Here is a 22584-nt window from a genome sequence, read left to right on the forward strand (position 1 = left end):
GCAGAGACTCTGAGGTTTGCACCATTTTTTCATCCCTAAGGTCGAGGACCTCATCATGTTGAAAGGCTACGGGGCAGTCATCCTCGACGGAGCGTGGCTGACGCTACAGCTCGCCTTGTCGTCCATGGCCCTGGCCATCGTGCTCGGTCTGATCGGTGTGGCGCTGCGTTTGTCGCCGGTGCGCTGGCTGGCCTGGCTCGGCGATCTGTATTCCACCGTGATCCGCGGGATTCCCGATCTGGTATTGATCCTGCTGATCTTCTACGGCGGCCAGGATCTGCTCAATCGCGTCGCGCCCTTGCTCGGCTTTGACGACTATATCGACCTCAATCCGCTGATGGCGGGTATCGGCACCCTGGGTTTCATCTTTGGTGCCTATCTGTCGGAAACGTTCCGTGGCGCGTTCATGGCCATTCCCAAGGGGCAGGCCGAAGCCGGCATGGCCTATGGCATGAGCAACCTGCAGATTTTCTTCCGGGTGCTGGTGCCGCAGATGATTCGCCTGGCGATCCCTGGCTTCACCAACAACTGGCTGGTCCTGACCAAGGCTACCGCACTGATTTCGGTGGTCGGCCTGCAGGACATGATGTTCAAGGCCAAGCAGGCGGCCGACGCCACCCGCGAGCCTTTCACCTTCTTCCTGGCGGTAGCGGCGCTGTACCTGGTGATCACCAGTGTTTCGCTGCTGGCCCTGCGTTACCTCGAGAAGCGCTACTCGGTTGGCGTAAAGGCGGCTGATCTATGATTTTCGACTACAACGTCATCTGGGAAGCGCTGCCGCTGTACCTGAACGGCCTGCTGACCACCCTCAAGCTGCTGGCGCTGTCGCTGCTGTTCGGTTTGCTGGCGGCCATCCCGCTGGGGCTGATGCGGGTGTCCAAGCAGCCGCTGGTGAACATGAGCGCCTGGCTCTACACCTATGTGATCCGCGGCACGCCGATGCTGGTGCAGCTGTTTCTGATCTACTACGGCCTGGCCCAGTTCGCAGTGGTGCGGGAAAGCTTCCTCTGGCCGTGGCTGTCCAGTGCGACCTTCTGTGCCTGCCTGGCCTTTGCCATCAACACCAGCGCCTATACCGCCGAGATCATCGCCGGCAGCCTCAAGGCCACGCCGCACGGCGAGATCGAGGCGGCCAAGGCCATGGGCATGTCGCGGGTCAAGATGTACCGCCGCATCCTCCTGCCATCGGCCCTGCGCCGGGCGCTGCCGCAGTACAGCAACGAAGTGATCATGATGTTGCAGACCACCAGCCTGGCGTCGATCGTCACCCTGATCGACATCACCGGTGCGGCGCGCACGGTCAACGCCCAGTACTACCTGCCGTTCGAGGCCTACATCACTGCCGGCGTGTTCTACCTGTGCCTGACCTTCATTCTGGTGCGCCTGTTCAAGCTGGCCGAGCGCCGCTGGCTCGGCTACCTGGCGCCGCGCAAGCACTGAGGCCTGCGCCTATTATTTCGCCCTGAGCGTTAGCTCAAGACTGACTGCTTTGTGAGAATCGACAGCATGTACAAACTCGAAGTCCAAGATCTGCATAAACGCTACGGCAGTCACGAAGTGCTCAAGGGCGTGTCCCTGGCGGCCAAGGCAGGCGACGTGATCAGCATCATCGGCTCCAGCGGTTCGGGCAAAAGTACTTTCCTGCGCTGCATCAACCTGCTTGAGCAGCCGCACGCGGGCAAGATCCTGCTCAACAACGAAGAACTCAAGCTGGTGGCCAACAAGGACGGCGCGCTCAAGGCCGCCGATCCCAAGCAGCTGCAGCGCATGCGTTCGCGCCTGTCGATGGTGTTCCAGCACTTCAACCTGTGGTCGCACATGACCGCGCTGGAAAACATCATCGAAGCGCCGGTGCACGTGCTGGGCATGTCGAAAAAAGACGCCCTGGAAAAAGCCGAGCATTACCTGGCCAAGGTGGGTGTCGCCCACCGCAAGGACGCCTATCCTGGGCATATGTCCGGTGGCGAGCAGCAGCGCGTGGCGATTGCCCGGGCGCTGGCCATGGAGCCGGAGGTGATGCTGTTTGACGAGCCGACCTCGGCGCTCGACCCGGAGCTGGTCGGTGATGTGCTCAAGGTCATGCAGTCGCTGGCCCAGGAAGGCCGGACCATGGTCGTGGTCACCCACGAAATGGGCTTTGCCCGCGAGGTGTCGAACCAGCTGGTGTTCCTGCACAAGGGCCTGGTGGAAGAGAGCGGCAACCCGCGCGAAGTGCTGGTCAACCCGCAATCGGAGCGTCTGCAACAGTTCCTTTCGGGCAGCCTGAAGTAAGATTGCCGTTTTGCACCAAAATGGGTCATGCTGCATCGTACGCGCAGCATGACCAGGCTCTAACTTCTTGACCTTTTTCAGGTTTCGGACCGCATCCCATGACCACCCAGCGAATCGGTTTTCTCATCTGGCCCAGCACCAAGGCCCTGACCCTGGCGCTGGCGGAAGAGGTGTTGCGGGTTGCCCAGAAGGTTCATCCGGAAGTGGTCTACGAGCTGTCGTTCCTGCAGGCTGAAGCACCTGGCGAAGGTGCCTGGCGCCTGCCGGGCGAGCCGTGGGCCGGCAAGCTCGAAGGTTGCCAGAAGCTGTTTTTGCTGGCTGACGAGCCGCCCCAGGCCGTGGCGTCGAGCCTGGCCAGCGCACTCAAGCAGCTGGTGCGTGCCGGTTGCGTGGTCGGCGGCCTGTCGGCGGGGGTTTACCCGTTGGCGCAGTTGGGCCTGCTCGATGGTTATCGGACTGCGGTGCACTGGCGCTGGCAGGATGACTTCGCCGAGCGCTTCCCCAAGGTCATTGCCACCAGCCACTTGTTCGATTGGGATCGGGACCGTTTGACGGCGTGCGGCGGCATGTCGGTCATCGACCTGCTGCTGGCGGTGCTGGCTCGCGATCATGGTGCCGAGCTTGCCGGTGCGGTGTCTGAAGAACTGGTGGTCGAGCGAATTCGCGAAGGCGGCGAGCGCCAGCGCATTCCGCTGCAAAACCGTCTCGGCTCCAGCCATCCGAAGCTGACCCAGGCCGTGCTGCTGATGGAAGCCAACATCGAAGAGCCGCTGACCACCGACGAGATCGCCCAGCATGTGTGTGTATCGCGTCGTCAACTGGAGCGGATCTTCAAGCAATACCTCAATCGCGTGCCGAGCCAGTACTACCTGGAGCTGCGCCTGAACAAGGCACGGCAGATGCTGATGCAGACCAGCAAGTCGATCATCCAGATCGGGCTGTCCTGTGGCTTCTCCTCGGGGCCGCATTTCTCCAGTGCCTATCGCAACTTCTTTGGCGCAACGCCGCGTGAAGATCGCAACCAGCGACGTAGCAGCAGCCCGTTCGAACTGTCTTCGGTGCCCGCCGAGCGCGGTTGATCGCCGCTGCTATCGCCGGCAACGCCGGCTCCCGCTGTTGTTGTGTATGCAGAGTCCCTTGTTGGAGCCGGCGTTGCCGGCGATGGCTGCGCAGCAGCCCGAATACAGTTGTGTCCCCGCATCCCTCACACCGTTTAAACTGCGCCTTTGCGATCCTATTTGTCGCATTGCCGAAAGCCTTGGTAAAACAGGGTTTGGCGCTATAAGAAGTTGTCGCTTGGCGGCAAGGTCAGGCGCCGATCTGTCCTTACAATCCCCCCATCGCTCGCCAGTTCCAGGCAGGCGTTCCTCTTCAGGAGACTCCGATGTCCGTTGAGCAAGCTCCGGTGCAACGCGCCGATTTCGACCAGGTGATGGTCCCCAACTATGCACCGGCGGCTTTCATCCCCGTCCGTGGAGCGGGTTCCCGCGTCTGGGATCAGGCGGGCCGCGAGCTGATCGATTTCGCCGGCGGCATCGCCGTTAACGTCCTTGGCCATGCCCACCCGGCGCTGGTTGGCGCCCTGACCGAGCAGGCCAACAAGCTGTGGCACGTGTCCAACGTGTTCACCAACGAGCCGGCCCTGCGCCTGGCGCACAAGCTGGTCGACGCGACCTTCGCCGACCGCGCGTTCTTCTGCAACTCCGGCGCCGAGGCCAACGAGGCCGCGTTCAAGCTGGCCCGTCGTGTTGCCCACGACCGTTTCGGCCCCGAGAAGCACGAGATCATCGCCACCGTGAACAGCTTCCACGGGCGCACCCTGTTCACCGTCAGCGTCGGCGGCCAGCCGAAGTACTCCGACGGTTTCGGGCCGAAAATCACTGGCATCAGCCACGTGCCGTACAACGATCTGGAAGCGCTGAAAGCGCAGATCTCCGACAAGACTTGCGCCGTGGTCATCGAGCCGATCCAGGGCGAGAGCGGTGTGGTGCCGGCAGACGTTGCCTACCTGCAAGGCGCCCGTGAGCTGTGCGACAAGCACAACGCGCTGCTGATCTTCGACGAAGTGCAGACCGGCGTTGGCCGTACCGGCGAGCTGTTTGCCTACATGCACTACGGCGTGACCCCGGACATCCTCTCCAGCGCCAAGAGCCTGGGCGGCGGTTTCCCGATCGGCGCGATGCTGACCACCGAAGCACTGGCCAAGCACCTGACCGTCGGCACTCACGGCACCACCTACGGCGGCAACCCACTGGCCTGTGCCGTAGCCAGTGCGGTGCTGGATGTGGTCAACACCCCTGAAGTGCTGGCCGGCGTCAAGGCCAAGCACCAGAAGTTCAAGGCGCGCCTGGAGCAGATCGGTGAGAAGTACGGCCTGTTCACCCAGGTGCGTGGCGTTGGCCTGCTGATCGGTTGCGTATTGTCCGAAGCCTGGAAAGGCAAGGCCAAGGACGTCTTCAATGCTGCCGAGAAAGAAGGCCTGATGGTGCTGCAAGCCGGCCCTGACGTGGTGCGTTTTGCCCCGAGCCTGGTGGTCGAAGATGCCGATATCGACGAAGGCCTGGACCGTTTCGAGCGTGCTGCGGCAAAACTGACTCAGGGCTGATTCAAGCCTTTGGTCCTTTCATCGGCCCTGCGGGGCCGGTGAAACCGAATTCCAGAGCAGGTGCCTGCGGGCGCCTGCTGTTTTTCTCTGAGCCGGCGGATGTCGGCCTGTTTTCCCGAAAGGAGTGACACCATGCTGGTGATGCGCCCCGCGCAAATGGCTGATCTGGGCGAAGTACAGCGTCTTGCCGCAGACAGCCCCATTGGTGTCACGTCCTTGCCGGATGATGCCGGTCGCCTGAGCGACAAGATTGCCGCCTCGGAAACGTCCTTCGCTGCCGAAGTCAGCTTCAATGGCGAGGAGAGCTATTTCTTCGTCCTCGAAGACAGCAGCACCGGCAAGCTGGTCGGCTGTTCGGCCATCGTTGCCTCGGCCGGCTATTCCGAGCCGTTCTACAGCTTTCGTAACGAGACCTTCGTGCATGCGTCGCGGGAGCTGAAGATCCACAACAAGATTCACGTCCTGTCGCAGTGCCACGACCTGACCGGCAACAGCCTGCTGACCAGCTTCTACGTGCTGCCGGAACTGGTCGGCAGCGGCTGGGCCGAGCTCAACTCCCGTGGCCGCCTGCTGTTCATGGCCGCCCACCCGGAGCGCTTTGCCGAATCGGTGGTGACCGAGATCGTCGGCTACAGCGACGAACATGGCGATTCGCCGTTCTGGGACGCCATCGGGCGCAACTTTTTCGACCTCAACTACGCCGAGGCCGAGCGCCTGTGCGGTCTCAAGAGCCGGACCTTCCTGGCCGAGCTGATGCCCCATTACCCGATCTACGTGCCGCTGCTGCCGGATGCCGCGCAAGAGGCCATGGGCCAGGTACACCCGCGGGCGCAGATCACCTTCGACATCCTGATGCGCGAAGGCTTCGAGACCGATCACTACATCGACATTTTCGACGGCGGCCCGACCCTGCATGCGCGGGTTTCCGGGATCCGTTCGATTGCCCAGAGCCGGGTGATGCCGGTCAAGCTGGACGATACCGCCAGCAAGGGTGGGCGCCCGTACCTGGTCTGCAACGGCCAGTTGCAGGATTACCGTGCGGTGCTGCTGGAGCTCGATTGGGCACCTGGCAAGCCGGTCAGCCTGAGTCTTGAAGCCGCCGAAGCCCTGGGCGTCGGCGAAGGCGCCAGCGTGCGTCTGGTCGCGGTTTGATCCCTGCGGTTCGATAACCGAGTACCCAGGTCGAGTTTTGCGGCAGGCCCAAGGCCGCCGCCCGAGGAGATAGCATGATCGTTCGTCCCGTACGCAGCAGCGATTTACCCGCGCTGATCGAGCTGGCGCGCAGCACCGGCACCGGCCTGACCACCTTGCCGGCCAACGAAGAGCGCCTGGCACACCGGGTCGGCTGGGCCGAGAAGACTTTCCGTGGCGAAGCCGAGCGTGGCGATGCCGATTACCTGTTCGTGCTGGAAAACGACGAAGGCGTGGTGGTGGGGATCTCCGCCATCGCCGGTGCAGTGGGCCTGCGTGAGCCCTGGTACAACTACCGGGTCGGCCTGACCGTCAGCGCGTCCCAGGAGCTGAACATCTATCGGGAAATCCCCACCCTGTTCCTGGCCAACGACCTGACCGGCAACTCCGAGCTGTGCTCGCTGTTCTTGCGTGGCGATCACCGCAGTGGTCTCAATGGCCGCCTGCTGGCCAAGGCGCGCCTGCTGTTCATCGCCGAGTTCCCGGAGCTGTTCGGCAACAAGATCATCGCCGAAATGCGCGGCATGTCCGATGAGCAGGGGCGCTCGCCGTTCTGGGAAAGCCTGGGCCGGCACTTCTTCAAGATGGAATTCAGCCAGGCCGACTACCTGACCGGCGTTGGCAACAAGGCCTTCATCGCCGAGCTGATGCCCAAGTTCCCGCTGTACACCTGCTTCCTCTCGGAAGCGGCGCGCAGTGTGATTGGCCGGGTGCATACCGACACAGAGCCTGCGTTGGCAATGCTCAAGAGCGAAGGCTTCAGCTACCAGGGCTATGTCGACATCTTCGACGCGGGCCCCGCGGTGGAGTGCGAAACGTCGAAGATCCGCGCCGTGCACGACAGCCAGGCGCTGGTACTGGCCGTTGGCACCCCGGGCGACGACGCAACCCCTTTCATCATCCACAACCGCAAGCGCGAAGACTGCCGCATCACCGCCGCACCTGCGCGCCTGGCGGCCGGCACCCTGGTGGTCGATCCACAGACCGCCAAACGCCTGCGCCTGAGCGCCGGTGACCAGGTGCGTGCCGTACCACTGTCCGCTGCCCGGGAGGCCAAATAATGACGACTCACTTTATCGCCGGTAGCTGGCAGGCAGGGCAGGGTGAAGCGCTGCAATCGCTCGATCCGGTCAGCCAACAGGTTGTCTGGCAAGGCCAGGGCGCCAATGCCGAGCAGGTCGACAGTGCGGTCAAGGCCGCACGCCAGGCCTTTGCCGGCTGGGCGCTGCAGTCGCTGGACGCGCGCATCAGCGTGCTCGAGGCCTTTGCCGCCGTGCTCAAGGCCAATGCCGACGAACTGGCACGCTGCATCGGTGAAGAAACCGGCAAGCCGCTGTGGGAGGCTGCGACCGAAGTGACCAGCATGGTCAACAAGGTGGCGATTTCGGTACAGAGCTACCGCGAGCGCACCGGTGAAAAGAGCGGCCCGCTGGCCGATGCAACCGCTGTGCTGCGGCACAAGCCCCATGGCGTGGTCGCGGTGTTCGGCCCGTACAACTTCCCCGGCCATCTGCCCAACGGTCACATCGTGCCGGCGCTGCTGGCCGGTAACACCGTGGTGTTCAAGCCGAGCGAGCTGACCCCGAAAGTCGCCGAGCTGACGGTCAAGTGCTGGATCGAGGCCGGCCTGCCGGCGGGTGTGCTCAACCTGGTCCAGGGCGCCCGCGAAACCGGCGTGGCCCTGGCCGCCAACCCGGGCATCGACGGCTTGTTCTTCACCGGCTCCAGCCGCACCGGCAACCTGCTGCACCAGCAGTTCGCCGGGCGTCCGGACAAGATCCTGGCCCTGGAGATGGGCGGCAACAACCCGCTGGTGGTCGACGAGGTCAAAGACCTGGACGCCGCGGTGTACACCATTATCCAGTCGGCGTTCATTTCCGCCGGCCAGCGCTGCACCTGTGCGCGCCGCCTGCTGGTACCGCAAGGCGCCTGGGGCGATGCGCTGCTCAAGCGGCTGGTCGAGGTGAGCAAGAACATCTCTGTCGGTGCGTTTGATCAGCAGCCGGCGCCGTTCATGGGCTCGGTGATCTCCCTGGGCGCGGCCAAGGCATTGCTCGATGCACAGGCGCAACTGCTGGGCAACGGCGGTATCGCGCTGCTGCAAATGATCCAGCCGCAGGCCACGGCGGCCTTGCTGACCCCAGGCATCATCGATGTCAGCGCGGTAGCGGATCGCCCGGACGAAGAGTTCTTCGGCCCGCTGCTGCAGGTGATTCGCTACAGCGATTTCGATGCGGCGATCGCCGAGGCCAACAACACCCAGTACGGCCTGGCAGCCGGCCTGTTGTCCGATTCCCACGCGCGCTACCAGTACTTCTGGCTGCAAAGCCGTGCCGGTATCGTCAACTGGAACAAGCAGTTGACCGGCGCCGCCAGCAGCGCGCCATTCGGTGGTGTGGGGGCCAGCGGCAATCACCGCGCCAGTGCCTACTACGCGGCCGATTACTGCGCTTACCCGGTAGCCTCGCTGGAGACCGCCAGCCTGACCCTGCCCGCCACACTGACGCCAGGCGTCTCCCTATAACAAAAGGTCCACGGAGCCTTGCCGATGAAATCGTTTGAAGTGAATTTTGATGGTCTGGTCGGACCGACGCACAACTACGGCGGGCTGTCCTACGGCAACGTTGCTTCGCAAAGCAACAGCCAGCAGGCGTCCAACCCGCGGGAAGCGGCGCGTCAGGGCCTGGCGAAAATGAAGGCGTTGATGGAGATGGGCTTCCAGCAGGGTGTTTTGGCCCCGCAGGAGCGTCCGGACGTGGCCGCGTTGCGTCGCCTGGGCTTTGCCGGCACTGACGCGCAAGTGATCGAGCGGGCAGCCAAAGAGGCCATGCCGCTGCTGGTCGCCAGTTGCTCGGCATCGAGCATGTGGGTGGCCAACGCCGCCACGGTCAGCCCGAGTGCCGACACCGCTGACGGCCGCGTGCATTTCACCGCCGCCAACCTCAACTGCAAATACCACCGCAGCATCGAGCACCCGACAACCAGTCGCGTGCTCGGCGCCATGTTCGCCAATTCGCAGCACTTTGCCCACCACGCGGCGCTGCCGGCCGTGGCGCAGTTCGGTGATGAAGGCGCGGCCAACCACACGCGCTTCTGCCGCAGCTATGGCGAGGCCGGCGTCGAGTTCTTCGTCTATGGCCGCAGCGCCTTCGACACCCGTTATCCGGCGCCGCAGAAGTACCCGGCACGCCAGACCCTCGAAGCCTCGCAAGCCGTCGCGCGCCTGCACGGGCTGAGTGAGGAGGGTGTGGTCTACGCCCAGCAGAACCCGGCGGTGATCGACCAGGGCGTGTTTCATAACGATGTGATCGCGGTGGGTAACGGTGAAGTGCTGTTCTACCACGAGGACGCCTTCCTCGAGACGGAGGCGATGCTTGCCCAACTGCAGGCTAAACTGGCTAAACGGGGCGGTAACTTCAAGGCGATCTGCGTACCGCGCTCGGCTGTCACGGTAGAGGACGCAGTGCGTTCCTACCTGTTCAACAGCCAGTTGCTGTCTCGCGCCGATGGTTCGATGCTGCTGATCGTGCCGGAAGAGTGCCGCAACAACGAGCGGGTCTGGGCTTATTTGAGCGCCCTGACCAGCGCCGGCGGGCCGGTTGGCGAGGTCAAGGTCTTCGACCTCAAGCAGAGCATGCAGAACGGCGGCGGGCCGGCGTGCCTGCGCTTGCGCGTGGCATTGAATGAAACGGAACTGGCAGCGGTCAATCCAGGCGTTATCATGACCGCACCGCTGTACGACACCCTGACCCAGTGGGTCGACAAGCACTACCGCGATCGCCTGAGCGAAACCGACCTGGCCGATCCGCAGCTGTTGCTGGAATGTCGTACGGCATTGGATGAACTGACCCAGATCCTCAAACTGGGTTCGGTCTATCCGTTCCAACTCCAACCTTGAGAGAGAATTCGACTATGTCCGACGCCCTGCAGCTGATCCTTGAAGATGACGATGGCACCCAGCTGGAAACTTCCTGCACCCGCTTTGCGGTGGTCTGGCAAGGCAAGGAGGTATGGATTCAGCAGGATGGCCGTGGTCAGCTGCTGATCGGCGTCGACGTCGAAGAAGACGACACCGAGTACGCCAACCTGCTGCTGCGCCCACTGGCCACCAACCTGGTGAGCCTGCAGCTGGAAATGGAACCGGCCGATGCCGGCGACGATGATGATCACGTCCATGGTCCTGATTGCGGCCACCATCACTAAGGAATAGCCCATGCTCGCCCTCGGCAAACTGCTTGAACTGACCCTGGCCGGTCGCGAACCGGCAGAGAAGACCCAGCTGACTGTCGACGGCGTACGCATGCGCTGGCTCGGTGAGGGCGCCCTCGAAGTGCGCCCACCCGAAGCCCGTGACAATGGCCTGGACCTGCTGTTGTCGGCAGGCATCCATGGCAACGAAACCGCACCGATCGAGTTGCTCGATCGGCTGCTGCACGACATCGCCCGTGGCGATCTCAAGCCTTGTGCCCGTATTCTCTTCCTGTTCGGTAACCCCGAGGCGATTCGCCGCGGTGAGCGTTACATCGAGCAGGACGTCAACCGCCTGTTCAATGGCCGCCACGATCAGACCAGTGGTGCCGAAGCCCTGCGTGCCTGTGAACTGGAGCGCCTGGCGGCGACTTTCTTCAGCATCCCTGGGCGCAGTCGCCTGCATTACGACCTGCACACTGCCATTCGCGGGTCGAAGATCGAGCAGTTCGCCCTCTATCCGTACAAGGACGGTCGCCAGCATTCGCGCCGCGAGCTGGCGCGCCTGGGCGCGGCCGGCATGGAGGCGGTGCTGCTGCAAAGCAAGGTCTCGATCACCTTCACCGCTTATACCTATGAGCAGCTTGAGGCCGAAGCCTTTACCCTGGAGCTGGGCAAGGCACGGCCGTTCGGGCAAAACGCTCAGGTCAACCTCGAGCGCCTGGAAACCCGCCTGAAACAGATCATTGAAGGCACTGAGCCTGAAGCGCCTGAAGCACTGGATGGTTTGCAGCTGTTCAGCGTGGCTCGCGAAATCATCAAGCACAGCGAGCACTTTCGTCTGAACCTGCCCGCGGATATCGAGAACTTCTCCGAGCTTGAGCCAGGCTACTTGCTGGCCGAGGACATCGCCGATACGCGCTGGATCGTCGAGGAGCAGGGCGCCCGCATCATCTTCCCCAACCCCAAGGTCAAGAATGGCCTTCGGGCGGGGATCCTGATCGTCCCCGCCAACCCCGAACAGCTGGGCTGATTGAGTGGGGGCAGGCTTGCCCCGCGATTGCGATCTACCTGCTGCATCGCATCGCGGGACAAGCCCACTCCTCCAGCGGCATTCTCAGCCGGCCATCTTCTGTGGCACTTCATTGCGGCGCAGAGCGCGCAACTTCTGCAAAGTATCGGCACAGGTCTTGGCCGCCTCGGCACCCTTGACCAGGAAATGCTCGAAGTAGAAGTTCTGGTGCTCATCGCCGGCATGGAAGTGGTGCGGGGTCAGCACCACCGAAAACACCGGTACTTCGGTTTCCAGTTGCACCTGCATCAGGCCGCTGATCACCGACTGGGCAACGAACTCGTGGCGGTACAGGCCGCCATCGACCACCAGGCCGGCGGCGACGATACCGGCGTAGCGACCGCCACGGGCCAGCAGCTTGGCGTGCAGGGGGATCTCGAAGGCGCCGCCGACTTCGAAGAAGTCGATGTCGCTGGCCTGATAGCCTTGTTTACCCATTTCCTCGACAAAGGCCTTGCGTGCCTGGTCGACAATTTCCTTGTGCCAGCAGGCCTGGATGAAGGCGATGCGCTCGTGGGAAGGGTTCTTGCTATCGATTGCGGTGGGTTGCATTGAAACGGACTCCTGTTTGTATGAGAAACAGGGCGCTGGATCGAAGGGGATTTCGCCGTGCAGGTGCACAACGACAGGCGCGGCTGCACCTATCCCGTTCTCTCTTTATCCGGACTATGACCGTCGGCCCCGGAATCACACCGGGTCTGCTGACCTTGCAGGCTGGCCTGCAAGCGCTCGCGGGCTATGCGCGTTGCGCGCAATTACCGCCGGTGGGGAATTGCACCCCGCCCTGAGAACGTTGCCGTCGATACTCGGCGGCGGGGAATTATTAGCACAGATGTCAGGTAAACGTATAGGCTGCTAACGTTTTTTCCCGGATGAATGACATTTCATCCGGGAAACCTTGCCAATTGCTGTGTGCGGCCCCAGTAATACCGTGTCACCAGATCAAAATCAGGCCCGTAGAGGCCCGGCGGGGTGGCGGTGAGCGGTTTTTCGCTGTCGTTGTCGTTGCAGGCCGTCCAATTGACGGTTTCTATAGCATAAACACACTGCACCCAAGCCGAAGGCCCGATATAATGCGGCCCTTTGCCGTCGTTTCGTCAATTTGACGCAAGCATTTGCCTTAAGGCCGCCGTTTCCGTGGAAGAACCTATGAAAAGCGCAGAAATCCGTGAAGCCTTCCTTCGCTTCTTCGAAGAGCAGGGACACACCCGAGTTGCCTCCAGCTCCTTGATTCCGGGCAACGACCCGACCCTGCTGTTCACCAACGCGGGGATGAACCAGTTCAAGGACTGCTTCCTTGGTCAGGAAAAGCGCGCCTACACCCGCGCCACCAGCAGCCAGAAGTGCGTGCGCGCCGGCGGCAAGAACAGCGACCTGGAAAACGTCGGCTACACCGCCCGTCACCACACCTTCTTCGAAATGCTGGGTAACTTCAGCTTCGGTGACTACTTCAAGCGTGACGCCATCACCTACGCCTGGACCTTCCTGACCAAGGTGCTGAACCTGCCGGAAGAGAAACTCTGGGTCACCGTCTATGCCAGCGACGATGAGGCATACGACATCTGGACCAAAGAGATCGGCGTGCCGGCCGAGCGCATGGTGCGCATTGGTGACAACAAGGGCGCGCCATACGCCTCCGATAACTTCTGGACCATGGGCGATACCGGCCCGTGCGGCCCGTGCACCGAGATCTTCTACGACCACGGCGCCGACATCTGGGGCGGCCCACCCGGCTCGCCGGAAGAAGATGGCGATCGCTACATCGAGATCTGGAACAACGTCTTCATGCAGTTCAACCGCACCGCCGATGGCGTGCTGCACCCGCTGCCAGCGCCGTCGGTGGATACCGGCATGGGCCTGGAGCGTATCAGTGCGGTCATGCAGCACGTGCACTCGAACTACGAGATCGACCTGTTCCGCAACCTGCTCAGCGCTTCGGCCGCCGCCATTGGCTGCGCCAACCAGGAGCAGTCGTCGCTCAAGGTGGTGTCCGACCACATCCGTTCCTGCAGCTTCCTGATTGCCGACGGTGTGCTGCCGTCCAACGAAGGCCGTGGCTACGTGCTGCGCCGCATCATCCGTCGCGCCTGCCGCCACGGTAACAAGCTGGGCGCCACCGGCAGCTTCTTCTACAAGATCGTTGCCGCCCTGGTGGCCGAGATGGGCGAAGCCTTCCCTGAGCTCACGCAGCAGCAGGCCAACATCGAGCGCGTGCTCAAGGCTGAAGAAGAGCAGTTCGCCAAGACCCTGGAGCAGGGCCTGAAGATCCTCGAGCAGGACCTGGCCGAGCTCAAGGGTACCGTGGTACCGGGCGACGTGGTGTTCAAACTGTACGACACCTACGGTTTCCCGATGGACCTGACCGCCGACATCGCCCGCGAGCGCGAGTTGACCATCGACGAAGCAGGCTTTGAGCGCGAGATGGAAGCCCAGCGCGAGCGCGCCCGTTCCGCCAGCGCCTTCGGCCTGGACTACAACACCCTGGTCAAGGTCGATGTGGCCACCGAGTTCACCGGCTACAGCGCCACCGAAGGCAGCGCCAACATCGTTGCTCTTTATAAGGACGGTAAAGTCGTCGAACAGTTGGGCGAAGGCGAGGAGGGCGTGGTCATCCTCGACCGTACGCCGTTCTACGCCGAGTCCGGCGGCCAGGTCGGTGACACCGGCTACCTGCAGGCCGGCAATGTACGCTTTGACGTGCGCGACACCACCAAGACCGGCGGCGCCTTCCTGCACCACGGTGTGGTGGCCAGCGGCACCCTGACCGTCGGTGCTCAGGTGCAGACCCGCGTCGATGCCGATGTCCAGCACGCCACCTCGCTGAACCACTCCGCCACCCACCTGCTGCACGCGGCGCTGCGCCAGGTGCTGGGCGATCACGTACAACAGAAGGGCTCGCTGGTCGATAGCCAGCGCCTGCGCTTCGACTTCAGTCACTTCGAGGCGGTCAAGCCAGAGCAGCTCAAGGCCCTGGAAGACATCGTCAACCGCGAAGTGCGCAAGAACTCCGAGGTGCAAACCGAAGAGACCGATATCGAAACCGCCAAGCAGAAGGGCGCCATGGCGCTGTTCGGCGAGAAGTACGGCGACAGCGTGCGGGTGCTGAGCATGGGCGGCGATTTCTCCGTCGAACTGTGCGGCGGTATCCACGCCAAGCGTACCGGTGATATCGGCCTGCTCAAGATCATCAGCGAAGGTGGCGTGGCCTCCGGCGTACGCCGGATCGAAGCGGTCACCGGCGCTGCCGCACTGGCGTACCTGAACGCTGCCGAAGAGCAGCTCAAGGAAGCCGCGCAACTGGTCAAGGGCAGTCGCGACAACCTGATCGACAAGCTCTCGGCCGTGCTCGAGCGCAACCGCCAGCTGGAAAAACAGCTGGAGCAACTGCAGGCCAAGGCCGCCAGCGCTGCTGGCGACGACCTGTCCAACGCAGCCGTCGAGGTCAAGGGCGTCAAGGTCCTGGCCGCGCGTCTCGATGGCCAGGACGGCAAGGCGCTGCTGGCGCTGGTCGATCAGCTGAAGAACAAACTCGGCCGCGCAGTGATCCTGCTCGGCAGTGTCCATGAGGAAAAGGTCGTACTGGTTGCCGGTGTGACCAAGGACCTGACTGGCCAACTCAAAGCCGGTGATTTGATGAAACAAGCCGCTGCCGCGGTGGGTGGCAAGGGCGGTGGTCGTCCGGACATGGCGCAAGGTGGTGGCGTAGACACCGCAGCGCTGGACAACGCGCTGGCCCTGACCGTGCCATTCGTGGAGCAGGGCGTTTAAGGCGTACATCGGCCCGCTGTCTAGTGGCGGGCCATGGCGTCGTTTGAATGTTTATTGGGTGCCCTTCATGGGCTGAGGCGGCTTTGAAATGGCGTTGATCGTACAGAAATTTGGCGGTACCTCGGTCGGCACAGTCGAGCGAATCGAGCAGGTTGCCGACAAGGTCAAGAAGTTCCGCGAAGCCGGCGATGACCTGGTGGTTGTACTGTCGGCGATGAGCGGTGAAACCAATCGCCTGATCGACCTGGCCAAGAAGATCAGCGATCAGCCGGTTCCGCGTGAACTGGATGTGATCGTCTCCACCGGCGAGCAGGTGACCATCGCCTTGCTGGCCATGGCCCTGATCAAGCGCGGTATTCCGGCGGTGTCCTACACCGGTAACCAGGTGCGGATCCTCACCGACAGCGCGCACAACAAGGCGCGCATCCTGCAGATCGACGATCAGAAAATCCGTGGCGACCTCAAGGCCGGCCGCGTGGTGGTGGTCGCAGGTTTCCAGGGTGTCGACGAGCACGGCAACATCACCACCCTTGGTCGTGGTGGCTCCGATACCACCGGCGTGGCCCTGGCGGCAGCGCTGAAGGCTGACGAGTGCCAGATCTACACCGATGTCGATGGTGTCTACACCACCGACCCGCGCGTGGTGGCCCAGGCCCAGCGCCTGGACAAGATCACCTTTGAAGAGATGCTGGAAATGGCCAGCCTCGGTTCCAAGGTGTTGCAGATCCGCGCTGTCGAGTTCGCCGGCAAGTACAACGTCCCGCTGCGCGTGCTGCACAGCTTCCAGGAGGGTCCGGGTACCCTCATTACCATTGATGAAGAGGAATCCATGGAACAGCCGATCATTTCCGGCATCGCCTTCAATCGCGATGAAGCCAAGCTGACCATTCGTGGCGTACCGGATACCCCGGGCGTTGCTTTCAAGATCCTCGGCCCTATCAGTGCCGCGAACATCGAAGTCGACATGATCGTGCAGAACGTTTCGCACGATAACACCACCGACTTCACCTTCACCGTGCATCGCAACGACTACGACAAGGCCCACAAGGTCCTGGACAAGACTGCCGCGGAGCTCAACGCCCGCGAAGTGGTGGGTGACACCAACATCGCCAAGGTCTCGATCGTCGGCGTCGGCATGCGTTCCCACGCCGGTGTGGCCAGCCGCATGTTCGAAGCGCTGGCCAAGGAGAGCATCAACATCCAGATGATCTCCACTTCCGAGATCAAGGTCTCGGTGGTTATCGAAGAGAAGTACCTGGAGCTGGCGGTGCGTGCCCTGCACACCGCCTTCGAGCTGGACGCCCCTGCCCGACAGGGTGAGTAAGGCGACTGCCTCAGGGGCGCGGCTTGGCCGCGCCCTTCGTTTTTCTGGCTGGTGTGAGAAATCTGTGCTTTTGCTCGCGCTAGTCAATACTTAGGCGTAGGTCGGCAGCCGTCACGGGTTGTAGGCTGAAGCCCTTTTTTTTGCAGACTGTTATCCCTGAACTGAATTGCGTGAGGAGAAAGCTATGTTGATTCTGACTCGTCGGTGCGCCGAGAGCCTGATCATTGGCGACGGCGAAATCACCGTGACCGTGCTCGGCGTCAAAGGAAACCAAGTTCGGATCGGGGTAAATGCCCCTAAAGAAGTGGCCGTCCACCGTGAGGAAATCTACCTGCGGATCAAGAAAGAGAAGGACGAAGAACCAACCCATTAATTTTTATCGAGTTTTTTTCAAAAAAGAGTTTGCAAACGGGGAAGGGTCTGGTTATTATACGCCCCGTGTTGCGGAGAGGTGGCCGAGTGGCCGAAGGCGCTCCCCTGCTAAGGGAGTATACCTCACAAGGGTATCGGGGGTTCGAATCCCCCCTTCTCCGCCATTATTCATGTAGGACGCTGTAATCTGCCTGAATCGCCTAAGTCGTTGAAATTAAACGAAAAAGTGGTTGGCAAAATGATTTAGCGGCCTATAATGCGCGGTAAAAAATGCACTCATAGCTCAGCTGGATAGAGTACTCGGCTACGAACCGAGCGGTCGGAGGTTCGAATCCTCCTGAGTGCACCATACGACGAAGCCATTTTCAGTTTGAAAGTTGCTTCAGCTGCAACCAGAGGTGATCTGGTCCATCAAGCGCCAACCCTGCACTCATAGCTCAGCTGGATAGAGTACTCGGCTACGAACCGAGCGGTCGGAGGTTCGAATCCTCCTGAGTGCACCATACATCAAAGCCATTTTCAATTTGAAAGTTGCTTTAGCTGTAACCAGAGGTGATCTGGTCCATCAAGCGCCAACCTGCACTCATAGCTCAGCTGGATAGAGTACTCGGCTACGAACCGAGCGGTCGGAGGTTCGAATCCTCCTGAGTGCACCATACAACAGAAAGCCCGCCTATCAAGGCGGGCTTTTTGCTTTCCGGCGATCATCTTCCGGTAAGGCGCGATGCATAAACTGTCATCGTTGCCGTGCCTGCCCCGCGCCATTTTTTGCCGACCCCGATGTGTTTTTTTTCGCGTTGCCGCCGTCGCACTGTTGGCTGCACACGTTGTCACAACAATGTCTCGCAAACGATTGTTCTAGCCGCGATTTTTTCAGCACTCAGACAGCTCAAGCGGTGTATGATTGCGCCCGTCAGCCCCGCCGGGGCTTGTGGAATCCCACCATGGACTTACCCAGTAGTTACTCAATAGCAAGTTTTGCCAATCAAGAATTGACTGATTGATCCTCCCGGCGTGCTCCGCTGCTGGGAGTGGAGTTCGCCTATGACTGAAATCGAAGTAAAAAAGACGCAAGAGAGCCTGCAGGATCGCCTGGCCCAGGTGGTCGAACTGCTGCACCGTCAACGCGTGGTCGAAGACCTGACCCACCGTCAGGAAGGTCATCACCATGACCTGGTAGAAAACCTGGTTCACCGCCAGAACCTGGTCGAGCTGCAGCGCAAGCTCGACGATCTGCACTCCGCTGACGTTGCCCACATCCTCGAGGCCCTGCCGCTGGACGATCGTTTGACCGTCTGGCAACTGGTCAAGGCCGAGCGCGACGGTGACATCCTCCTGGAAGTGTCCGACTCGGTCCGTGAGACCCTGATCGCCGACATGGACGATCACGAGCTGCTCGCCGCCGCCAAGGAAATGGACGCCGACGAACTGGCCGACCTGGCGCCAGAGCTGCCCCGTGACGTTGTCCACGAGCTGATGGAAAGCCTCGATGCCCAGCAGCGCGAACGCGTGCGTTCGGCTCTGAGCTACGACGAGGATCAGGTCGGTGCGCTGATGGACTTCGAGATGGTCACCATCCGCGAAGACGTCAGCCTCGAAGTCGTCTTGCGTTACCTGCGCCGGCTCAAGGAGCTGCCAGGCCACACCGACAAACTCTTCGTGGTCGATTACGATGGCATCCTCAAGGGTGTGCTGCCGATCAAGCGTTTGCTGGTCAACGACCCGGAGAAGAAAGTCGCCGAGGTCATGGCCAGCGATCCGGTGAGTTTCCACCCGGACGAAGACGCCTACGATGCCGCTCAGGCGTTCGAACGTTACGACCTGATCTCCGCGCCGGTGGTCGACAAGAGCGATCGCCTGATCGGCCGTCTGACCATCGACGAGATGGTCGACCTGATTCGTGAAGAGAGCGAAAACGAAGTGCTGAGCATGGCTGGTCTGCGCGAAGAAGAAGACATCTTCGCCTCGGTCTGGCGCTCGCTGCGCAACCGTTGGGCGTGGCTGGCGATCAACCTGATCACCGCCTTCGTTGCCTCGCGAGTGATCGGCCTGTTCGAAGGCTCGATTGAAAAACTGGTGGCACTGGCGGCGTTGATGCCGATCGTTGCCGGTATCGGCGGCAACTCCGGTAACCAGACCATCACCATGATCGTGCGCGCCATGGCCCTGGACCAGGTTAGCCCCGGCAACACCTCGCGGTTGATGCGCAAGGAGCTGGCGGTGTCGCTGATCAACGGCCTGATCTGGGGTGGGGTGATCGGGGTGGTCGCCTACCTGCTGTACGACAGCTGGTCGCTCGGCGTGGTGATGACCGGCGCCATGACCCTCAACCTGTTGCTGGCGGCGCTGATGGGGGTGTTGATCCCGATGACCCTGGTGCGCCTGGGTCGCGATCCGGCGATGGGCTCCAGCGTGATGATCACGGCAGTGACCGACAGTGGTGGCTTCTTTATCTTTCTTGGCCTTGCCACCATCTTCTTGCTCTGATTGGCCATCAGGCAAAAAAATACACCCCTCGCGAGGGGTGTTTTTTTGCCTGGCGTTTACTGCCCTGGCTGCTTTGCAACTGGCCAGGCGTGTGATCGGCGCGCCGCAGGCAAAAAAAAGCCAATGCGCGAGCATTGGCCTTGGGGGATTGAGCCGCGGAATCAGGAAGCGTCAGCGGCCATCTCGGCGTCATGGGCAATCAACGACACCAGCGCATTCTGCTGGCGATGGGAAAGCTGGCGGAAACGTTGCAACAGTTCGCGTTCGTGCAGGGACAGTTCCGGGCTGTCCAGACGCATGCTCAGTTCTTCACCCAGTGCGCCTTCCTGAATAAGGCTTTGCTCCAGGCGAGCGATGATTTCCGAGTTCATGCTGCGGTGATGGTTGCGCGCTACCTCGGCAATGCGCTCACGCATTCCGTCGGGGAGGCGGACGACGAATTTGTCAGCGGTGCGGCTTGAGTAAATAGCCTGTTTCATTGGGCGCATATAATTGACCGGTTTTAGTTCAGGGGGAAGCGGTTCTCGAAATTGGCCGCACGATGTCACTACGACCATCCCGGCGTCAAAATGTTCAACCTGAATTGTGAATGAGGTGTGAATCATGCCTCATTATCGCCGGTTCCTTGGCGTCAATTCTGTGACAAATATTGAACCGGATAAAGGCGTTTTGCCAGTACCAATTATCAGAAATGAGCACTGGTTTGAAAAGTTTTCATTTTCTCGGTTTCCGGTTATTCAGACCTTCGTCGGCTACAGCATGCAACAAGCGGAAACAGCCACGGAAAGCGTCTAGAATGCGTGTGCTTTCCTACCATTGAGCATAGTGGCTATGCAGCATGACGCAAGCGCGACGCAGCGTACAGCAACCCCGGGCCGACTGGTGTACCTGATGGGACCCTCTGGGGCCGGAAAAGATTCCCTGATTGATGCGGCGCGCAACGAACTTCAACGCCATAACGTGCACGTTGCCCGGCGCGTGATTACCCGCTCGGCCGAGGCCAAAGGCGAAGATGCGCTGGGTGTATCTGCTGAACAGTTCGAGCGCCTGAGCACCGAGGGCGCTTTTGCCCTGCAGTGGCGGGCCAACGGCCTGGCGTATGGCATACCGGTGCAGATCGATGCCTGGCTGACCGAGGGGCATGCGGTGCTGGTCAATGGTTCGCGCGTGCATTTGCAGCAGGCCCGTGAACGCTACCCGGATCTGTTAGCGGTGCTGCTGCGGGTGGATCACCACGTATTGCGCCAGCGCTTGCTGGATCGCGCACGGGAATCTGCGCAAGACATCGAGCTGCGTCTGGCGCGTGCCCAGCAGGTGAGGGTAGAGGACGGCGAGGTACAGGTACTCGACAACTCCACGTCGCTGGCCGTTGCGGTACAGCGTTTGCTCGCGCTGTTGCGCGAACAAGGCTTGCTTGGCGCGAACTGAGCCCTAGAATACCAGCCGTTCGCTGCTGACCCTGGGTGCGTTCTGTACCGGCGCGGGCTGGGTAGCGAACACCGCCAGCTGCGCCTTCATCGATGGCGCCGCCTGCGCAGGCACGGCAATACCGTCAGGTTGCACAATCAGGCCAACCAGGGCGGCCAGAGCCAACGCATTGAGCACAAGCAGGGTGCTGTTCATGGGCATACTCCGCAAAAGTGAGGGCTGACCCCGAGCCACTTTCTATGAAGTAGACAATGCACACTGCATACCAGCCTTTATTATCATTTTTTCCTTTAAAAATCAGTTGGTTGTGTTGATTTTTGGTCGGCTTTTTCGTGCAGACTGCAATGATGGCTGACTGCCTCATTGCAGATTGCACGATCAGGGCATCCGGGCGGATAAAGCCCACAGGCAAAAAGCCCCACGGATGACATGACAAACGCCGGCCTGCTGGTTAACATGCACGCCGTCCTTGCCGCGCGACGCTCGTTGCCGGCTTTGCGTCTCAGTAGCTCAATTGGATAGAGCATCCCCCTCCTAAGGGGAAGGTTGCAGGTTCAAATCCTGCCTGGGACACCATCCTTTCAAGGCGTGCAGCGTAATCCGCTGTCACTCGACCAGCCTGATGCACATCGGTTTGCGTCTCTGTTCTAAAGTTGCCCGGTTCCTGTTGGTCATTTTGCCTGGAGTCGTGCAATGGAGTTGAAGTTCAGCCATGTCGATGTGTTGGTCAAGAACCTCGACGAAGCCTGCGCCTACTACGCAAAGATACTCAAAGCCAGAATCTCCAGAACACTGGTGTGGGAGCGAGGTGGCCTGAGTGTACGGTACGCGATTGCGCTGATAGGTCAGGAGCGTTTCATGCTGGTGCAGCCATCGGCAGGGAACTTGAAGCAATTGCTGGATATCCAGGGCGAGGGCATGATTTATCGCCACTGTTACTCGACACCGGACATCGAGAAGGCCTACGACGAACTGCAGGCCGACGGCGTGCAGCCAGAAGACGAGAACGGCAATCCACTGGCCCGTAGCGACCTGCAATCCCCGTCCGGAACACGCATCATCTGGCTGCCCAAGCGTTTCGGGCATTTCTCTATCGAGATTCTCGAAGAAAAGGCGCTGGAGCTGTTCATCCAGGCCGCGTTCGATTGAGCGCTGTAGTTTCCAGCGATCTACCAATCCTGCCTCAATGGCAACGGCGCAAAACAGCGGCTCTATTGCGTTTCAGGGGCCCGTGGCGGGTGCCGGCAGGTGGATGCCGCGCTGGACGGCAGGGCGCTGACCGAGTCGTTCGTGCCAGGCGCTCAAATGCCGGTACTGGCTGAAATCAAACTCGATGATCCGGGCGATATGGGTCCAGCCGAAGGTGGCAATGTCGGCGATCGAGTACTCGCTGCCGGCAAGCCAGGGGTGTTCGGCCAGGCGTTGATCGAGGGTGCTGAACAGTTCTTCACTCAGGCGCCGGTAGCGAGCGATGGCATCGGGGCAGGGGTGTTTGGCGAACCGTTCGAAATGCACTCGCTGGCCGAGAATCGGTCCCATGCTCGCCGCGTGGAACTGCAACCAGGTGATTGCTGCCCAGCGCTCGCTCGGGTTGTCCGGCAGCAAGCGTCCGTACTTTTGTGCCAGGTACAACAGGATCGCCGCAGACTCGAACAGGGTGATGTCGTGCTCAGGGTCAACCAGCACTGGAATGCGGCCGTGGGGGTTGAGCTTGAGAAAGTCAGCCTGACGATGCTCGCCACGGTCGATCTGCACGTGCTTGAGGGTGTAGGGAAGCTCCAGTTCCGCCAGGGCGATGGTGATCTTGAAGCCATTAGGTGAGCTATCGCTATAAAGGATCAACTGCATGTCCCATCTCCTTGGTTACTGTTTTTGATG

Annotated in this window: 22 protein-coding genes, 5 tRNA genes and 1 riboswitch; of the genes, 23 read left to right on the top strand and 4 right to left on the bottom strand. The window is 61.2% G+C overall.

The features are described 5' to 3' along the window. Nucleotides 1-55: 55 nt before the first annotated feature. The 11 genes from KHO53_RS17745 to astE all read left to right on the top strand — a co-directional run bounded on the left by KHO53_RS17745 (nucleotide 56) and on the right by astE (nucleotide 11288). Nucleotides 56-745 (top strand): ABC transporter permease, encoded by a 690-nt coding sequence (locus tag KHO53_RS17745; RefSeq protein ID WP_010226646.1) that lies wholly within the window; start codon nucleotides 56-58, stop codon nucleotides 743-745. Then, a complete protein-coding gene (locus KHO53_RS17750; protein ID WP_100783128.1) occupies nucleotides 742-1440 on the top strand; it encodes an ABC transporter permease in 699 nt (232 codons plus the stop codon). The genes KHO53_RS17745 and KHO53_RS17750 overlap by 4 nt, the downstream gene beginning before the upstream one ends. Nucleotides 1441-1506: 66 nt before the next feature. Beyond that, nucleotides 1507-2271, top strand: coding sequence for an ABC transporter ATP-binding protein (locus tag KHO53_RS17755; protein ID WP_010226650.1), 765 nt, complete (start codon nucleotides 1507-1509; stop codon nucleotides 2269-2271). A gap of 98 nt (nucleotides 2272-2369) precedes the next feature. After that, entirely contained in the window at nucleotides 2370-3350 is a 981-nt protein-coding gene (argR, locus tag KHO53_RS17760; protein ID WP_213570569.1) for a transcriptional regulator ArgR, read from the top strand. Nucleotides 3351-3655: 305 nt separating this feature from the next. After that, nucleotides 3656-4876 (top strand): aspartate aminotransferase family protein, encoded by a 1221-nt coding sequence (locus tag KHO53_RS17765; RefSeq protein ID WP_010226653.1) that lies wholly within the window; start codon nucleotides 3656-3658, stop codon nucleotides 4874-4876. 132 nt (nucleotides 4877-5008) lie between these two features. Beyond that, entirely contained in the window at nucleotides 5009-6028 is a 1020-nt protein-coding gene (gene aruF / locus KHO53_RS17770) for an arginine/ornithine succinyltransferase subunit alpha (RefSeq protein ID WP_010226655.1), read from the top strand. Nucleotides 6029-6102: 74 nt separating this feature from the next. Continuing rightward, complete coding sequence (gene astA / locus KHO53_RS17775) at nucleotides 6103-7128, top strand: arginine N-succinyltransferase (RefSeq protein WP_010226656.1); 1026 nt, start codon at nucleotides 6103-6105, stop codon at nucleotides 7126-7128. After that, the gene (gene astD, locus KHO53_RS17780) at nucleotides 7125-8591 is read left to right on the top strand and encodes a succinylglutamate-semialdehyde dehydrogenase (RefSeq protein ID WP_213570634.1); all 1467 of its coding nucleotides are present in this window, start codon (nucleotides 7125-7127) and stop codon (nucleotides 8589-8591) included. The genes astA and astD overlap by 4 nt, the downstream gene beginning before the upstream one ends. A 24-nt stretch (nucleotides 8592-8615) precedes the next feature. Beyond that, entirely contained in the window at nucleotides 8616-9965 is a 1350-nt protein-coding gene (gene astB, locus KHO53_RS17785) for an N-succinylarginine dihydrolase (protein WP_010226659.1), read from the top strand. Between the two features lie 14 nt (nucleotides 9966-9979). Further along, on the top strand, nucleotides 9980-10270 hold the full coding sequence (locus tag KHO53_RS17790) for a topoisomerase II (protein WP_010226660.1): 291 nt from the start codon (nucleotides 9980-9982) through the stop codon (nucleotides 10268-10270). A 10-nt stretch (nucleotides 10271-10280) separates the two neighbouring features. Beyond that, nucleotides 10281-11288, top strand: a complete 1008-nt coding sequence (gene astE, locus KHO53_RS17795) for a succinylglutamate desuccinylase (protein WP_010226661.1) — start codon at nucleotides 10281-10283, stop codon at nucleotides 11286-11288. Nucleotides 11289-11372: 84 nt separating this feature from the next. Here the strand turns inward: astE and KHO53_RS17800 are convergent, their stop codons facing one another. Beyond that, a complete protein-coding gene (locus tag KHO53_RS17800) occupies nucleotides 11373-11879 on the bottom strand; it encodes a 6,7-dimethyl-8-ribityllumazine synthase (protein ID WP_010226662.1) in 507 nt (168 codons plus the stop codon). Between the two features lie 92 nt (nucleotides 11880-11971). Beyond that, nucleotides 11972-12123: riboswitch (FMN riboswitch) on the bottom strand. A gap of 353 nt (nucleotides 12124-12476) precedes the next feature. On the opposite strand from KHO53_RS17800, the gene alaS reads away from it, so the two are divergent. From alaS to mgtE, 8 genes are all read left to right on the top strand, one after another. Beyond that, complete coding sequence (alaS, locus tag KHO53_RS17805; protein ID WP_010226663.1) at nucleotides 12477-15095, top strand: alanine--tRNA ligase; 2619 nt, start codon at nucleotides 12477-12479, stop codon at nucleotides 15093-15095. Nucleotides 15096-15183: 88 nt separating this feature from the next. Continuing rightward, nucleotides 15184-16419: an aspartate kinase gene (locus KHO53_RS17810; protein ID WP_010226665.1), complete on the top strand. Its 1236-nt coding sequence runs from the start codon at nucleotides 15184-15186 to the stop codon at nucleotides 16417-16419. A gap of 184 nt (nucleotides 16420-16603) precedes the next feature. Beyond that, nucleotides 16604-16792, top strand: a complete 189-nt coding sequence (csrA, locus tag KHO53_RS17815) for a carbon storage regulator CsrA (protein WP_010226667.1) — start codon at nucleotides 16604-16606, stop codon at nucleotides 16790-16792. A gap of 72 nt (nucleotides 16793-16864) precedes the next feature. After that, nucleotides 16865-16955: transfer RNA gene (locus tag KHO53_RS17820), tRNA-Ser, on the top strand. 108 nt (nucleotides 16956-17063) lie between these two features. Beyond that, nucleotides 17064-17140, top strand: a tRNA-Arg gene (locus KHO53_RS17825). 77 nt (nucleotides 17141-17217) lie between these two features. Further along, nucleotides 17218-17294 (top strand) — tRNA-Arg (locus tag KHO53_RS17830). 76 nt (nucleotides 17295-17370) lie between these two features. Beyond that, nucleotides 17371-17447, top strand: a tRNA-Arg gene (locus tag KHO53_RS17835). Between the two features lie 388 nt (nucleotides 17448-17835). After that, entirely contained in the window at nucleotides 17836-19278 is a 1443-nt protein-coding gene (mgtE, locus tag KHO53_RS17840; protein WP_010226669.1) for a magnesium transporter, read from the top strand. A gap of 161 nt (nucleotides 19279-19439) precedes the next feature. On the opposite strand, the gene KHO53_RS17845 is transcribed toward mgtE, so the two are convergent. After that, on the bottom strand, nucleotides 19440-19766 hold the full coding sequence (locus tag KHO53_RS17845) for an Arc family DNA-binding protein (RefSeq protein ID WP_010226671.1): 327 nt from the start codon (nucleotides 19764-19766) through the stop codon (nucleotides 19440-19442). Nucleotides 19767-19881: 115 nt separating this feature from the next. Between KHO53_RS17845 and KHO53_RS17850 the strand changes: the two genes are divergently transcribed. Both KHO53_RS17850 and phnN read left to right on the top strand, forming a co-directional pair. Beyond that, nucleotides 19882-20073: a hypothetical protein gene (locus tag KHO53_RS17850; protein ID WP_081492854.1), complete on the top strand. Its 192-nt coding sequence runs from the start codon at nucleotides 19882-19884 to the stop codon at nucleotides 20071-20073. 36 nt (nucleotides 20074-20109) lie between these two features. Continuing rightward, nucleotides 20110-20706 carry a phosphonate metabolism protein/1,5-bisphosphokinase (PRPP-forming) PhnN gene (gene phnN / locus KHO53_RS17855; protein ID WP_010226673.1) on the top strand — a complete coding sequence of 199 codons (597 nt, stop codon included), beginning with the start codon at nucleotides 20110-20112 and terminating at the stop codon, nucleotides 20704-20706. 3 nt (nucleotides 20707-20709) lie between these two features. Here phnN and KHO53_RS17860 read toward each other — a convergent pair whose 3' ends face one another. After that, complete coding sequence (locus KHO53_RS17860) at nucleotides 20710-20901, bottom strand: hypothetical protein (protein ID WP_010226675.1); 192 nt, start codon at nucleotides 20899-20901, stop codon at nucleotides 20710-20712. Nucleotides 20902-21205: 304 nt separating this feature from the next. Between KHO53_RS17860 and KHO53_RS17865 the strand changes: the two genes are divergently transcribed. After that, nucleotides 21206-21282: transfer RNA gene (locus KHO53_RS17865), tRNA-Arg, on the top strand. 117 nt (nucleotides 21283-21399) lie between these two features. Next, nucleotides 21400-21855, top strand: a complete 456-nt coding sequence (locus tag KHO53_RS17870; RefSeq protein WP_010224927.1) for a VOC family protein — start codon at nucleotides 21400-21402, stop codon at nucleotides 21853-21855. Nucleotides 21856-21927: 72 nt separating this feature from the next. Here KHO53_RS17870 and KHO53_RS17875 read toward each other — a convergent pair whose 3' ends face one another. After that, nucleotides 21928-22554 (bottom strand): glutathione S-transferase family protein, encoded by a 627-nt coding sequence (locus KHO53_RS17875; RefSeq protein WP_010224928.1) that lies wholly within the window; start codon nucleotides 22552-22554, stop codon nucleotides 21928-21930. Nucleotides 22555-22584: the final 30 nt, after the last annotated feature.

Origin of the sequence: Pseudomonas sp. RC2C2, from assembly GCF_018390435.1 — a bacterium.
Lineage (GTDB): Bacteria > Pseudomonadota > Gammaproteobacteria > Pseudomonadales > Pseudomonadaceae > Aquipseudomonas > Aquipseudomonas donghuensis.